Origin of the sequence: Chryseobacterium sp. 'Rf worker isolate 10' (genome assembly GCF_050753305.1) — a bacterium.
Classification (GTDB): domain Bacteria; phylum Bacteroidota; class Bacteroidia; order Flavobacteriales; family Weeksellaceae; genus Chryseobacterium.
In genome coordinates, this window is sequence record NZ_JBOZOF010000004.1 from 85,230 (window position 1) to 99,185 (window position 13,956).

The following is a 13,956-nucleotide window of genomic DNA, read 5'->3' on the forward strand; positions in this document are numbered from 1 at the left end:
CATATTTTTTGTTTGATTAATAATATTAGCATGGGAATGTTCCTTCTACCCAAGGTGGCGGGCAGCTCATACTGGAAGGAGTTGCACAACAGTTTTGTAATGAAGGCGGATAATAAGAACAGCATTGAGGAGCGATACCACCCTGAACTGTTTTAAGCTCATGTCTTGAAACTTTCTTTAGATTTTTCATAGTATTAATTTTTTTTGTAAAACTAATGTAAAGAAATTATTTCATTTATAGGTGATAAAAACAGTTTTATTTTCCGTAAAAGAATGAAATAGTGTTATCCCTTACAGTTTCAGTTTTAGTGGCTGTATGATTAAATTCCGGGGCTTTTGTCCCATTTTTGAGCTTTAGATTTTCATTTTTAATGACAATAGCTTCGTCCCAGAGATTAGCATCAATAAACTGCTGCAGCGTAAAACGACCGCCTTCAATGATGACAGATTGAATCTGTTCTTTGTATAAAGCTTCCATAAGCTCCGGTAGGAAATTATCCCTATTAATTTTGATAAATTGAACATGTTCCTCAGCTCCTTCTTTCACAGAATTTAAAACCAGTGTTTTTGCTTCGGTATTGTAAATATTGAAATGAGGAGGTACTTTTAAATCAAAATCAATCAGAATTCTGACAGGGTTTACACCTTCGGCATTTCTTACCGTAAGACTTGGGTTGTCATTTATGGCAGTTTGAGTTCCCACCAAAATAGCATGCTCGTCAGCTCTTAACTGATGAACAAACTGATTCACCAATGTATTGGAAACTGCGGTTGGTTTAAAATCTTTGTCCAGAAAACCATCACCGGATTCTGCCCATTTTAGAATGATATAAGGTCTTTTCTTTTCATGGTACGTGAAAAATCTTTTATTCAGACCAATGCACTCTTTTTCAAGAATTCCTGAAATGGCTTCAATTCCTGCATCCTGAATAATTTTCTTCCCTTTTCCATTTACTTTATCATGGGAATCCATAGCGCCAATAACTACTTTTTTGAAACCTAATTCTTTAATCTTTAAAGCACAAGGTGAAGTTTTTCCATAATGGGCACATGGTTCCAGAGATACATAGATTGTTGATTCCGGAATAAGGTCTTTGTTTTTAACAGAATTGATGGCATTGATCTCTGCATGGTTTTCTCCTGCTTTATGATGATATCCTTCGCCTATGATTTCTCCATTGTGTACAATCACACTTCCTACCAGTGGGTTGGGGTAGGTGTGGCCAAGAGCTTTCTGAGCCAGCTCGATACATCTTTTGATATAAAGTTCGTCGTTGTTCATATTGTATAAAAAGAAAAAGCGAAGACAAATTGCTTTGCTCCGCCTTTATTTATTTTGTTATCTGTTAATCTCCGCTGATAATATTGTGGAGATTTTGTTTTAACGTTTCCAGATGAGCTTTTTTCTCATCAATCGTATTGTAAGTATCTCTTAAAAGAGGATTTTCTCTTGATGGTTTGTTGAAGAAAGAAAGGTTGTTTTCCAGTTTTACGATTTCTGCTTCAAGATCAGAGATTTGGTTTTTGATCTTTCTTGCTTTGTCGGTAAGCTGATTTTCAGATAAACCTTCTTCTTTCAGTTCAAGTTCATTGATTTTATTTATTTTTAATTTCTCTCTTAATGTCTTATTGAATTCAGAGTTGATTGAAATTTTATCTCTCGGAACTTTACCGATATTGTTCCATGAAGTTTTGATCTGCTCAATTTTTTCGATACTGCCTTCTTCATTGGAAACCATTTTAAGTTCGTCAAGAAGAGTTTTTTTGTTTTTATAATTTTCTTTCCAGTTATCGGTAGAAGTATTGCTTTTCTCTCTGTAGTTATTGAAGAATGCGTTACATGCATCACGAAATTCATCCCAGATTTTATTGGTCATGCTCTTAGGAACATGCCCGATTTTTTTCCAGTCTTCCTGGAGTTTTTTGAACAAAGGAACTGCAATATCCCATTCTTCATTGTTCATATTATCCTGCGCAGTCTGGATTAATTTCAGTTTTTCTTCAAGATTGGCCTGTTGTGAGCCCTTCAACGATTTGTAATAATTATTTTTCGTTGTGTTGAAACCTCTTAGGGTAGTTTTGAAATCATTCCAGTTCTGATTGGAAAGTTTTCTTGGTACACTTCCTGTTTTTAAGAAATCAGAACGCAGGTCTTCAACTCGTTTGATGGCGTTTTGCCAATAGTTGTGATTAGGTGTTTCTGATGGTTCCGAAAGCTTCTTAATTTCAGCAATGATTTCATTTTTCTTTTCAAGATTTACAGTCTGTTCTTTTTCAATAGATGCGGAAAGTTCAGATTTTCTTTCGTGAATTTTGTTGGAAATCTCTTTGAATTCTTCCCATGTTTTTTCACGGAATTCTTCTGCCACGGGTTCAGCTTCTTCTTTCCAAAGTTTATGAAGATACTGAAGCTCATTTAATGCCTTTTGAATAACCGGTTCATTTTCCAGTTCTTTAGCACGGGCAATGATATGTTCTCTTTTTTCCAGATTATGGCTGTATTCCTGCTCTAGAAATTCTTTGTTAAGATCCAGCATCTGATAAAACTGATTCAGGTGGTGGAAATAATTGTTGTTAAGAATTTTGAACTCAGATTTTGCAACCTGTCCGGCTTTTGACCATTCTTCTTTAATTTCACGGATGGATTTGAAAAGATTGATCCCCGGTTCAGAACTTGTATATAGATTTTTAAGTCTTTCAATAATACTTTGACGGTGTTCAAGGTTTTTTTTCTGCTCTTCTTCCTGTCCTTTCTGAAAGTCGTCATGTTTTTCTCTGAAAATATTGACCAGTGCAGAATATTTATTTTGAGAAGGATGTTCATAGCTGAAGTTTTCAACAGGATTTCCCCCTTCTATATATTCATGCTTTTTATCCTCCACTTCATCATGGATGTAATGACTTGCTTTCTCTTTAAGCTGGCTGAACCTTTTGAAGTTCTCACCGGCATTAGGAGTATTGATGATTTTTTCCATTTCCTTTAAAGCATCAGTAAGGGAAATTTCTTCTTCTTCATGTTCTTCCAGGTGCTCTGTATCATCTTCATGTTGGTTTGCATCATGAGAAACGGTGTTTTCTGATGTGTCCTGAGATACTTCGTTAGGAATTTTCTTTTCTTCGTTTTCAGAAAGATTGTTTTCTGTAGTCATAGCAAATCTTTTATGTGAGTGGCGTTAATATCCTTTAAATATAGCTTTAAGGCCAATTAAAGTACTAATTTATGTTATTTTTTTTGAAAATTCCAAATTTCCCAAGCTTTTTCTGCTTGCTGTTCAAGCATATAATACCCATTGACTGTTTTTGCTCCTTTTTCAGAGGCATTGATGATGAATTGGGTATAGTTGGGATTGTAAATCAGATCAATAACCAGATGCCCGGGGGTAAGTCCGTCAAAAGGAAAATTCAGGCAGTCCTTTACATTTGGGAAAGTGCCTACTGGTGTGCATTGAATGATTATTTTGTGCTCTTCAACGGTTTCCTTATCCAGATTTTCAAAATTGATTTCTGTACTTCTTGAAATGGTTACAGAAGGGATGTTGTTTTTATCTAAAGCATATTTGACTGCTTTTGCAGCACCACCGTTTCCAAGAATCAATGCTTTGTCCTGTGCAGGCTTTTTGTGTAAAAGAAGTGTCTTTTCAAAACCGAATGCATCTGTATTGTAGCCGGTTTTTTTGCCATCCTGAATAAGAACACAGTTTACGGCGCCTATTTTTTCTGCTTCATCACTTAGTTCATCAAGATAATCAATTATTTTTTCTTTATAAGGAATAGTAACATTGAATCCTAAAAGTTCCGGAGAAGAAAAAAGGTTTTCCAACTCATTGATTTCTTTCAGATCAAAAATATCGTAGGAGAAGTTTTTCAGCATGAGCTTTTGAAACTTATTTTCGAAGAATTTTTTAGAAAAAGAATAAGAAATATTTCGTCCTATCAATCCTAATTTTTTATTGGAATCCATAGATCAAAAATAAAAAAAAGACCGGATAAATCCGGCCTTTGATTTGAAATATTTTTTACTAATTAATCTACAATAAATTTAGCAGAAGAATTATCTGTTTTCAGAATATAAGTTCCTTTTACCAGACCTTTAAGGTTGATTTTATTTGAATGTCTGAAAGGATTGGCTACTGTTTCAATCAATTTTCCGGAAAGATCATAGATGTCAGCTTTTGAAATTTTGTTAAGGTTTTCTCCTTTTACAAATAGTTCATTATTTCTTACCGGGTTAGGGTAGATCATGAATTCTGATTTGTCTTTTTTAGTTTCAACTGTTGCTAATGATGTAGCACATGTCCAGCTAAGGTCATCCATTGCTACTCTGTCTCCGGCATTAGGATTTACAATCTGAATAGTTACATCACCACTTACTCCTACATTGATTGTGGTAGTGGTAACAGTAGTGCTGTAAGGGATGGTTCCTACTGTAACATTGTTTACAAGTACGTTCAGATTGCCGTTATTTCCGCTGTATTTTCTTTGCGTTGTTAATGTTAAAGTCTGAACACCTCCTGAAATAACAGAACTTGTTAGAGTTCCTTTATTTGTACAAACTGCTTTTCCGTTAATAGTTTCGTCAGTTCTTGCTAATGTAGCAGTCCATGTTATATTGTTGTTTGTCCATGTTCTTGTTGCATATTGAGATGCTAAAGAAGAACCATCCAGCATTGTGCTGAAGTCTTCAGTTCCACAGCTTCCGCCTCCTGCAGGTCCGTCAAGAGTCGTTTCTGTAGCAGTTGTGCTTTGTGGAGAAGAATTTCCTGCACCGTCTTTAGCAATTACATAGAATGTATATTGGGTTAATGGAGATAGTCCTGAAACAACCGTAGAAGTTGTTGTTCCTGAAACAGTTGCTCTTAAGGTACCATTTGCATAAACCTGATAAGAAGTTACTCCCACATTATCAGTGGCAGCTGTCCAGCTTACTGCGATAGAGTTTGAAGTAGGATTGTTGGCAACAAGGTTTGTTGCAGCTGTAGGGGCCTGAGTATCCACAACCGGAGTTCCCCAGATTTGAGCAACATATTCAGGGTGGTCAATGAATGGGTTTCTGTTTCCCTGGTAAGTATAAGAAGCATTGTTTCTTGCAATTTCTTCAGGAGATACAGGATCCATTGCATTCCATGCTAAATATTGATTCAACGCCCAAGCTTGTAGTCCCGGGAATGTTGTATTACCAAGCATTCCACCACCTCCGGCAGAGAACGTTGAAAGTTTATCTTCATATCTTGTTACAAAATAAAGAATCATTCTGGCAATATCTCCTTTAAAGGCATCAATTGGCTCAAATACAGTACCTGAGTATCCAGCAGATGTAGAGTTTCCTAGTTTTGATCCATTTTTAGAAGTAAAAGAAGCTGTTCCTACAATTCCATAAGGGTAGTTGGATCTCATTCCGTTTACTTTTCCATCAGTAGGACGGATAAAATGAATGTCTGCTACCATTGGAGATGCACTGTTGAATAAACTTTGAGGAACAACGTGCTCTCTGTTGTAACACTGTCCTTCAGTGGAATACGTTCCACACTGGTCAGTTCCTAATGTATAGGCATATAGATCCGGACCATTTGGATTTTCGGAATAAATATCCAGAATAGTTCCGTCGTTTTCATAAAAGTAATCGCGGTCAGTTGTTGCATAGCCTGTCCATAAACCATTATATCCATGATCTATATGTCCATTGGTAATAATAGTTTTAAGAGCTGTTTTAAGAGCTGCTCCTGATAAGCCTGCTGCTGGAGTATAATAATCTGCTGGTGCCTGTGCAAAACCACCAATAAATGTCATACTTAACAGAAAAAAAGATAGAATTCGTTTCATTTTTTTAAATTGGGGCGTAAAGGTACAAAAAAATGAAAACGAGATATATTAATTTAATGTAATATATGAACTTAATATATTAGCTTTTAGTAATATATTCTTTACTGATTTTTGAAAAAAACCATGAAATCGTGAATCCGAATAGGGAAGCAGTAAGTGCTACAGTAATATAATTTTTTCCTACGATTTTTACCGGGAATGGCAAAACTTCATTTGCTCTGAAGAATTCTGTGTAAAGCTGGAAATAGCAGAGTGCGGTTCCAAGAATCAATCCGGTAATTACTCCGGAAACAACAATGAGAATTCCAGTGTAGAAATACGTCATTCTTAGATGGCTTAAAGGAAAGCCAAGTGATATCAAAGATTTTGCCTGTTCTTTTTTATCAAGCTGAAGGATAATAATTGCTCCGGCAAGGTTAAAGGTGGTAATAAAAATAACCAAAGCAAAAATCAGATAAATGAATAACTTTTCTGTATTGATCATTTTCCAGAAAGCGGCATTTTCTTCTTCCTTGGTTTTTATTTCAATATTTTTCCCAAGAGAAGAAATCAGACTTTGTTTTACAGAATCTGCATTCTCCGGATTTTTTAGTTTAATAACAATTTGATAAGCTGATTTTTTTGGCAGGCTGAGTAATTCCTCAGTAAGTTCAATAGGAGAGATGATATAACTATCCAATTGATCTTTTCCTGGGAAAACACCTGTTACTAAAATATCTTTTTTATTATAAATATCTTCTTCCTTATTGATAATCCCTGTTCCTGGTTTCGGCATAAAGACCGTTGCATAATGATTGGAGGAATCTACAGGAATTGAAAGTCTGTTGTCCAGAGTGTTTTCCATCAATACCTCATTGGAGTATTTAAAACTTGGGTATGTTCCGTAGAACACTTCTTTATTGATGGGATTTACCTTAATATAAGCGGAATCAACACCTCTTAGATAAGCAATATCACCCTTTCCATTGAAGCTAATGTATACTTTTTCTTCAATAACACGGGAGAAACTGCTGATTTCTTTATTGCTGCCCAGTACTTTATTAACGTTGTCCAGATTTTTGATAGTTTTTCCGGAAGCGCTTTTTAAAGTAAGGTCTGCGTGAAGATTGGAAATAAGATCTTTGTTCAGGTCTTCAAGTCCTGAAAAGACAGAAATGATGACGAACATTGCAGCCACAGCAACCGTCATGGCACCTACAGACAGCCACGTGATAAACGTAACGGCAGTACTGCCTTTTTTAGCCAAAAGGTATCTGGATGCTATGTAAAATGCAATATTCTTCAAGATCTATAAAACAGGATTGTCGCCTTCGCCTCTTAATTCTCTTTCCAGTTTTTCAACATCATCAAGAGCGGTATCCAGATAAAAGTTGAGTTGTGGAATGATACGTACCTGTTTTGCCATTTTCTGGCCAATGAAGTTTCTGTATTGAGGTTTGTTTTCTTCAATCTCCTTCATCACAGCGGTACGGAATTCCTGCGGGAAAATGCTTAAATAAATCTTAGCAATTCCTAGGTCAGCAGTTACTTTTACATCTGAAACAGATACCAATATGCTCTGTTTGCTTTCTGACGCCTGTTTGCGGAAAAGCTCTGCGAAGTCTTCCTGAATAATCTGTGCTACTTTTCTTTGTCTGTTACTTTCCATAATTTCTGCAAATTTAGTACTTTTGTTTGAATTGATACTTTGAAATTCGACTGGAGTATCAAATTTACGATTTAATTATATCTATTAGTATTTATGAAGCTAGAACATATTGGTATTGCTGTAAAGTCTTTGGGCGTTTCTGACGAACTTTTTGCCAAATTATTAGGAAAAGAATCCTATAAGAAAGAAACCGTGGAAAGGGAAGGGGTGGTAACTTCTTTCTATGAGACGGGTGAAAGTAAAATTGAGCTGCTGGAGGCCAGTAATCCTGAAAGTCCGATCTCAAAATTTATTGATAAAAAGGGAGAAGGCATCCATCATCTGGCATTTGGTGTTGAAAATATTCTGGAAGAAGTAGAAAGATTAAAAAAAGAAGGGTTTCAATTTATCTCCGAAGAACCGAAAGAAGGTGCTGATAACAAATTAGTTGTATTCCTTCATCCGAAGTCTACAAACGGCGTGCTGGTAGAACTTTGCCAAGAAAAGCAATAAAAAATTTTGTGGTGAAAGAAATTTTACTATTTTTGCAAACACAAAATTTAACCAGGTTTTGAGGTCCTATAGCTCAGTTGGTTAGAGCACCTGACTCATAATCAGGTGGTCCCTGGTTCGAGCCCAGGTGGGACCACAGAAAATCAACCGCTTACGTAATGTGAGCGGTTTTTTTATTATTAAGCAGCCCCCAATGCTAGAAATTATAAGCTTAAATTTCCTATGCACAACATTAAACATTTGTTTAAAAAAGCATAAAAGATATTTAAAACTCAGTTAACAGTCTTCTTCCCCGGATACCGTTGCTTTGCAAAAAAAGTAATGATGGAAAACAACAACCAATTCAACAGAAGAAGGTTTCTTAAAAATTCACTATTGGCTGCAGGAGGAATTTTTCTTGCTCCTTTAATTGAAAGCTGCACCGATGATTTTACTGAAAATGGAAATGCTCCCGATGATCTTAAAAACGGAGGCTTCGAATCCGGAGTAGCCAGTTTTGATCCGAGTGCAGCAGGAATTATCATCTGGACCAGATATTCCAAAGGAACTGATGCCGAGATTACATGGGAGATCAGTAAAAACAGTAATTTTTCAGAAGTGATAAGAAGAGGTCAGGCAAATGCTACAGCCGTGAATGACTTTACAGTAGCTGTGGACGTACAGAATATCTCCTCCAATACAAAATATTACTACAGATTTTATAACAGTAAAACGAAAGAAGTCAGTATAACAGGAGAAACCCTTACTTTGCCCTCCAAATCAGATGCTGTAAACGAGGTGAAGATGGCAGTGGTATCCTGTTCTAACTTTCCTGCCGGTCTTTTTAATGTGTATGGTGCAATCGCAAAATCTGAGGCAGACGTAGTAGTGCACCTTGGAGATTACATTTATGAATATGCTCCCGGACAATATGGAACAAATCCTTACACGAATCAATTAGGAAGAGCTCATCAGCCGGCAAAGGAAATTCTTAATCTCAGTGATTACAGAGAACGTTACAGACAGTACAGAGGAGATAAAAACCTTCAGCTTCTTCACCAGAAAAAACCGTTCATCTGTGTTTGGGATGATCATGAATTTGCCAATGATACCTATAAATCCGGAGCAGAAAATCATCAGCCTAACGAAGGCGATTTTCAGGCCAGAAAAATGGCAGCTTTCCAGGCGTACAGCGAATATATTCCTCTTAAAACAGGGAAAGATATGAGAATTTACAGAAGCTTTAACTTTGGAAATATCGTTTCCCTTTATATGATGGATACAAGAGTAATTGCCAGAGATAAGCAAATGGAGTATTCCGATTATCTGGATAACGCAGGGAATTTTAACCAGGTACAGTTTAAGACAGACTTTTTAAGTACAAACAGAAAACTGATAGGAAGTGAGCAGATGTCATGGCTGAGTTCCCAAATTAATGGAGATACCGCAAAATGGAAAGTACTTGGACAGCAGATTTTAATGACTAAAATGATGGTTCCAGCCGAATTATTAATGCTTTTGAATCAGATTCTGGAAGAAATAAAGCAGCAGGGAAGTGCACAGCCGGCAACAATGCAGGCACTTCAGAATACCATCACGCAATTGATCATCCTTAAAACAAGATACAAACAGCAGGATCCTACTTTGACCGCTCAGGATATTGCCAGAATCACAACCACTTTACCGTACAATTTAGATGCATGGGACGGATATTTCATGGAAAGAGAGCAGCTTTACTCCATTCTTGCCGGGAAAAATGTAGTGGTATTGGCAGGAGATACTCACAATGCATGGTTAGGAAAGCTGACTGATGCTCAGGGTAAATTCATTGGAACAGAACTGGCCTGCAGCTCCGTTTCTTCTCCAGGATTAGAAGGCTATCTGGGAATTACGTCTGATCCTGCAAAAGCAATAGAACTGGCTCAGGCATTTTCATTACTGATTGATGATCTGGATTATGCCAATCTTTATAAAAGAGGATATCTGCATGTGAAATTTACTTCCGGAAGCTCAGTAGCAGAATGGAGATTTGTAGATAACGTCATCTCTGATACCTATAATGTAAGTACAGAAAAAACCTATACAATTTCATAGTTTCAATTATCATATCTTATTTTCAATTTAGTGAAAAGAGCCATGGTGTGCCACTGTGGCTCTTTTATGTTATTTACTTTTTGTATCTTGAGCAGATGCAAGAGGATGTAAGAAAAGATTTTTTACCGTTAGTTTCTAAAACATGGTGGTTCATGACCTGGCTGACCAGGATTTCCGGGATAATTTTATTATTAGTGGCGTTTGTTTTGATATTAGGATTGCCCATAGTACTTATTAATAAAGTTGTGTTATTTACTATAGTTTCTATATTATACTATCCGGCTCTTGCTTTCGGTTTATATCGTTTTTTTCTTTATCAGAAGAGAACCAGAAAAAGAGTAGTCAGCAAGATAGAGATTGATGATAAAGGAATCCGTTATGAGAGAGCGAATGGAACAATAGATGAAATTCTTTATAATAATCTGAAAAAATATTCTTTTTCTGATGAATACGATATAAGTATCAGTCCAAAACATAAAACTTATATATTGAAAGTAAATGAAAATGACTCGGTAGTAGAAGTAGATTTTGATGGAATGGATGCAGGTTACAGCTCCTATATTGGAAATTTAAAAGCTTTACGCAGAAGATATATCCAGGGAATTGTGTATTTCAGACCAGACTTAAGGATAAATCCTTTGGTTTATGATGTCTATTATATCAACCCTATTGATTTTACATTCGATCATAAAAAATTTTGGACATCATTAGCAGAGACTTTTGCTGTCTTGATTCTATTCTGTTTAGTATTAGGAATCATTATGTTTGGATTGGTTAAATGGCTTTTTTAAGCGTAGACCCCATTAATTACCGGAGAATTAAAAATTTCATCACCTTTTAATTTTATTTTCACATCTCTAAATCTTATGCTTATATTTATTTTAAATTAAGGTTTGCCAGTCAAAGAAATAGAGATTGTTTCTCTCAAAAACAAGGCCGGATTTAAAATTAAGTGAATGAAAAATTTAAAAAAACAGCTAGGGCAGTTTCCCGATGAAAAAAGAAAAGAATACTTCAGTACACTTCCCAATTATCTCAACGGAAGATTTCAGAATATATTAGAAACCCCAGCTTTATTAGAAGGCGAAAGTATGACTAAATTACTTTTTCAAAGCCTGTGTAAAGTAGAAAATACATCACCAAAAACAGCACTTCCATTTGTGGTGACCGATCTTAAGAATCTTCAATCCGAAGAAAATATTTTGGTGTGGTTCGGGCACAGCTCCTATTTCATACAGGTAGATGGAAAGAAATTTCTGATAGATCCTGTTTTCAGTGGTAATGCATCTCCAATGCCCGGTTCTATAAAAGCTTTTCAGGGTGCTGATTATTACAAGCCGGAACATATGCCGGATATAGATTTTCTGGTTATTTCCCATGACCATTGGGATCATCTGGACTATAAAACCGTTCAGGAATTAAAAGATAAAGCAGGCAAAGTAATTTGTGGTTTAGGTACAGGGCAGCACTTTGAATACTGGGGCTGGAGCTTAGATAAAATCATTGAAAAAAACTGGTGGGAAAGTATAGACATTGCAGAGGGCTTCAGAATCACGCTTACTCCGGCAAGGCACTTTTCCGGAAGATTACTGAACCGTAATATTTCACTCTGGACTTCATTTGTGTTAAAGACACCCACGAAAAATTTGTTTTTAGGCGGTGACAGCGGTTATGGAAATCATTTTACAGATATTGGAGAAAAATACGGACCATTTGATTTAGCCATAATGGAAACCGGACAGTATAACGAAAAGTGGCCTTACATTCATACCTTACCGGATCAGTTGATGACAGAAATAAAAGAACTGAAAGCCAAAAATTTTATCCCTGTACACAATTCCAAATTCAAGCTGGCACAGCATACCTGGTACGAACCTTTGGAACTGGCCTCAAAACATGCAGAAGAAAACAATATTCCGATAACACTTCCTATGATCGGAGAACAAGTAAATCTGGATCAACTGGGAACTACAGTCTGGAAAAAATGGTGGGAAGAATGCTGGTAATGCATTACAAACAGTACATTCTTTTTAATTAAAAAAATAAAAACCTGCGCATCACTGGGCAGGTTTCTTCCTTCTTATCAAAAAAATAATCACTACAAAGGTTCCTTATGGCTAACCTTGGTATGAATAATATCGTAAAATACAGCTGGGTTAGCAGCATCAGGGGTAATTCTGTAAGTAAACGTTGTTTCATTCAAAACCAAAATATCCACAACACGGGTGAACGTAGGGGTAGTCAATGTTCTCTTTTTTCCATCCGGAGAAATAGACCACGTTCCTTCGGATCTCAATACATCATTTAAACCGAAAATTTTAAAAGTTCCGTTGGCTTTGAAGTAAGAAAATCCAACAAATCCGGCTACACTGGCATCATTTAATGCAACATTATTTCCGCTTTTATCCTTAGCTCCTGTAGTTTCCCATGGAGTAGAAGCAAGAGCAAGCTGCCCGTTAGTTGGTTCAGCATGAGAAGTTCTCGTATGGATAATATCATAATAAACAGACGGATCACTGGAGTTGGGACGGATTCTGTACGTGAATTCATTTCTGTTTAAAACAAGAATCTCCACATCACGGGTGAAAATAGTTGTTCCATCCGGATTCAATGCCGCAATAGTTCTGGTTTTTCCCTGTGCATCTACAGACCATGTTCCCATAGATCTCAGAACATCTGTAAGGTTATAAATAGCAAACTTTCCATCTGCCTTGAAATAAGCAAAACCTACATATCCGGAAACGCTGGCATCAGTAAGAACTACATTATTTCCATTTTTATCTTTGGCTCCGGTAGTTTCCCATGGAGTAGAAGACAGTACCTGTGAGGGAGTCTGCTGTTCAAAAACAATTTCATTATCATCATTTGAACATGAAATGAAAGAAGCTGATAACAGCATTGCTGCAGACAGATAACATAATTTTTTCAGTGTATTCATAAGGGTATTTTTTAAGTCTTTACAAACTTATTCCTAATAAATATCAATGCGTTGTACGAAACATCTCTTTTGTTGTAGAAAACATAACAGATTTCTGATTAAAATGATAAAAATAATATGATTGACAAATTTAACAATCAAAGGTGTGAAATTCCCCTCCCTTGGAGGGATGTCAAAAATTCAAAGAATTTTTGACGGGGTGGTTTCTAACATCCATAATAAAAATCAATTTCCTGCCACAGGAATCCACCAAAAATTCTATTTTTGAGTATGAATAACAGAAACCGTGGAAAAAATACCGGCGATGATACCCTGTTCGGCTCAGAGAAACAGATCAGCAAGCTAAAGTTGGCTGTTGAAGACATGTATTATCTGTTGAGTAGAGAGTACCCGGAAAAAGCGGCTTCTGATCTTGTAGGAAACAGATACAGGTTGAAAACCCGTCAAATACAAGCTTTGAGGGGAGCATCTGCATCTGCTGTACAGCTTCAAAACAGACAGATGAAACGGTTGGAAGCCACAGATTTAAAGGGGAAAACTATTTATCTTGATGGTTTTAATGTTTTGATTCTGCTGGAAAGTCTGCTTTCCGAAGCTTATATTTTTGAAGGATTGGATGGCTGTATTCGTGATCTTTCAGGTGTACATGGAACTTATAAAAGAGTTAATCAAACCTTAAGAGCAGTGGAACTCGTTGCTTCTTTTTATCAGAAAAATCAAATTCATCAATTGGTATGGATCTTTGATAAACCGGTTTCCAACAGCGGAAGAATTAAACAGATTATTCTTGAATTTGCCGAACAGCACCAACTCAATTGGCAAGCAGATCTCCAGTACAATCCGGATAAATTTCTGGCAGAAAGCTCAGCACTTATTGTCTCTTCTGATGCATGGATTTTGGATCACTGTATAGAATGGTTTAATCTGATCGGATATTTGATCACAGAAGAAAATCTTCCCGTTAATCTGATCAAAACGAAATAAA

The 13,956-nt window shown here is 36.3% G+C and carries 13 protein-coding genes and 1 tRNA gene; 6 read left to right on the top strand and 8 right to left on the bottom strand.

The genetic code is table 11. The features are described from left to right. Positions 1-25 precede the first annotated feature (25 nt). From LKL37_RS18245 to rbfA, 7 genes are all read right to left on the bottom strand, one after another. Positions 26-190 carry a bacteriocin-like protein gene (locus tag LKL37_RS18245; protein ID WP_431611894.1) on the bottom strand — a complete coding sequence of 55 codons (165 nt, stop codon included), beginning with the start codon at positions 188-190 and terminating at the stop codon, positions 26-28. A 66-nt stretch (positions 191-256) separates the two neighbouring features. Then, positions 257-1,282: a bifunctional diaminohydroxyphosphoribosylaminopyrimidine deaminase/5-amino-6-(5-phosphoribosylamino)uracil reductase RibD gene (gene ribD / locus LKL37_RS18250; protein WP_431611895.1), complete on the bottom strand. Its 1,026-nt coding sequence runs from the start codon at positions 1,280-1,282 to the stop codon at positions 257-259. Between the two features lie 64 nt (positions 1,283-1,346). Continuing rightward, entirely contained in the window at positions 1,347-3,149 is a 1,803-nt protein-coding gene (locus LKL37_RS18255; RefSeq protein ID WP_431611897.1) for a DUF349 domain-containing protein, read from the bottom strand. Positions 3,150-3,223: 74 nt separating this feature from the next. After that, entirely contained in the window at positions 3,224-3,961 is a 738-nt protein-coding gene (locus tag LKL37_RS18260; RefSeq protein WP_431611898.1) for a shikimate dehydrogenase family protein, read from the bottom strand. Positions 3,962-4,023: 62 nt separating this feature from the next. Next, positions 4,024-5,820 carry an endonuclease gene (locus LKL37_RS18265; RefSeq protein WP_431611899.1) on the bottom strand — a complete coding sequence of 599 codons (1,797 nt, stop codon included), beginning with the start codon at positions 5,818-5,820 and terminating at the stop codon, positions 4,024-4,026. A 79-nt stretch (positions 5,821-5,899) separates the two neighbouring features. Then, the gene (locus tag LKL37_RS18270) at positions 5,900-7,105 is read right to left on the bottom strand and encodes an ABC transporter permease (RefSeq protein ID WP_431611900.1); all 1,206 of its coding nucleotides are present in this window, start codon (positions 7,103-7,105) and stop codon (positions 5,900-5,902) included. Between the two features lie 3 nt (positions 7,106-7,108). Further along, the gene (rbfA, locus tag LKL37_RS18275; RefSeq protein WP_027373534.1) at positions 7,109-7,468 is read right to left on the bottom strand and encodes a 30S ribosome-binding factor RbfA; all 360 of its coding nucleotides are present in this window, start codon (positions 7,466-7,468) and stop codon (positions 7,109-7,111) included. 93 nt (positions 7,469-7,561) lie between these two features. Here rbfA and mce point away from each other — a divergent pair, with 93 nt between their 5' ends. The 5 genes from mce (at position 7,562) to LKL37_RS18300 (ending at position 12,039) form a co-directional block, all read left to right on the top strand. Beyond that, the gene (mce, locus tag LKL37_RS18280) at positions 7,562-7,960 is read left to right on the top strand and encodes a methylmalonyl-CoA epimerase (RefSeq protein WP_047428360.1); all 399 of its coding nucleotides are present in this window, start codon (positions 7,562-7,564) and stop codon (positions 7,958-7,960) included. A gap of 62 nt (positions 7,961-8,022) precedes the next feature. Next, positions 8,023-8,096, top strand: a tRNA-Ile gene (locus LKL37_RS18285). Between the two features lie 185 nt (positions 8,097-8,281). Next, positions 8,282-10,033, top strand: a complete 1,752-nt coding sequence (locus LKL37_RS18290; RefSeq protein ID WP_431611901.1) for an alkaline phosphatase D family protein — start codon at positions 8,282-8,284, stop codon at positions 10,031-10,033. A 95-nt stretch (positions 10,034-10,128) separates the two neighbouring features. Next, positions 10,129-10,824 (top strand): hypothetical protein, encoded by a 696-nt coding sequence (locus LKL37_RS18295; protein WP_431611902.1) that lies wholly within the window; start codon positions 10,129-10,131, stop codon positions 10,822-10,824. Positions 10,825-10,989: 165 nt separating this feature from the next. Beyond that, entirely contained in the window at positions 10,990-12,039 is a 1,050-nt protein-coding gene (locus tag LKL37_RS18300; protein WP_431611903.1) for an MBL fold metallo-hydrolase, read from the top strand. 92 nt (positions 12,040-12,131) lie between these two features. Here LKL37_RS18300 and LKL37_RS18305 read toward each other — a convergent pair whose 3' ends face one another. Then, on the bottom strand, positions 12,132-12,971 hold the full coding sequence (locus LKL37_RS18305; protein WP_431611904.1) for a DUF4822 domain-containing protein: 840 nt from the start codon (positions 12,969-12,971) through the stop codon (positions 12,132-12,134). A gap of 270 nt (positions 12,972-13,241) precedes the next feature. On the opposite strand from LKL37_RS18305, the gene LKL37_RS18310 reads away from it, so the two are divergent. Continuing rightward, a complete protein-coding gene (locus LKL37_RS18310; RefSeq protein ID WP_431611905.1) occupies positions 13,242-13,955 on the top strand; it encodes a DUF434 domain-containing protein in 714 nt (237 codons plus the stop codon). The last annotated feature ends 1 nt before the right edge of the window (position 13,956 follow it).

Excerpts from the sequence above, each read along its gene's own strand:
- LKL37_RS18260 (WP_431611898.1), bottom strand. The coding sequence starts at position 3,961 with ATGGATTCCAATAAAAAATTAGGATTGATAGGACGAAATATTTCTTAT.
- LKL37_RS18295 (WP_431611902.1), top strand. The coding sequence starts at position 10,129 with ATGCAAGAGGATGTAAGAAAAGATTTTTTACCGTTAGTTTCTAAAACA.
- rbfA (WP_027373534.1), bottom strand. The coding sequence starts at position 7,468 with ATGGAAAGTAACAGACAAAGAAAAGTAGCACAGATTATTCAGGAAGAC.
- LKL37_RS18290 (WP_431611901.1), top strand. The coding sequence starts at position 8,282 with ATGATGGAAAACAACAACCAATTCAACAGAAGAAGGTTTCTTAAAAAT.
- LKL37_RS18245 (WP_431611894.1), bottom strand. The coding sequence starts at position 190 with ATGAAAAATCTAAAGAAAGTTTCAAGACATGAGCTTAAAACAGTTCAG.
- LKL37_RS18300 (WP_431611903.1), top strand. The coding sequence starts at position 10,990 with ATGAAAAATTTAAAAAAACAGCTAGGGCAGTTTCCCGATGAAAAAAGA.
- mce (WP_047428360.1), top strand. The coding sequence starts at position 7,562 with ATGAAGCTAGAACATATTGGTATTGCTGTAAAGTCTTTGGGCGTTTCT.
- LKL37_RS18265 (WP_431611899.1), bottom strand. The coding sequence starts at position 5,820 with ATGAAACGAATTCTATCTTTTTTTCTGTTAAGTATGACATTTATTGGT.
- LKL37_RS18310 (WP_431611905.1), top strand. The coding sequence starts at position 13,242 with ATGAATAACAGAAACCGTGGAAAAAATACCGGCGATGATACCCTGTTC.
- LKL37_RS18255 (WP_431611897.1), bottom strand. The coding sequence starts at position 3,149 with ATGACTACAGAAAACAATCTTTCTGAAAACGAAGAAAAGAAAATTCCT.
- LKL37_RS18305 (WP_431611904.1), bottom strand. The coding sequence starts at position 12,971 with ATGAATACACTGAAAAAATTATGTTATCTGTCTGCAGCAATGCTGTTA.
- ribD (WP_431611895.1), bottom strand. The coding sequence starts at position 1,282 with ATGAACAACGACGAACTTTATATCAAAAGATGTATCGAGCTGGCTCAG.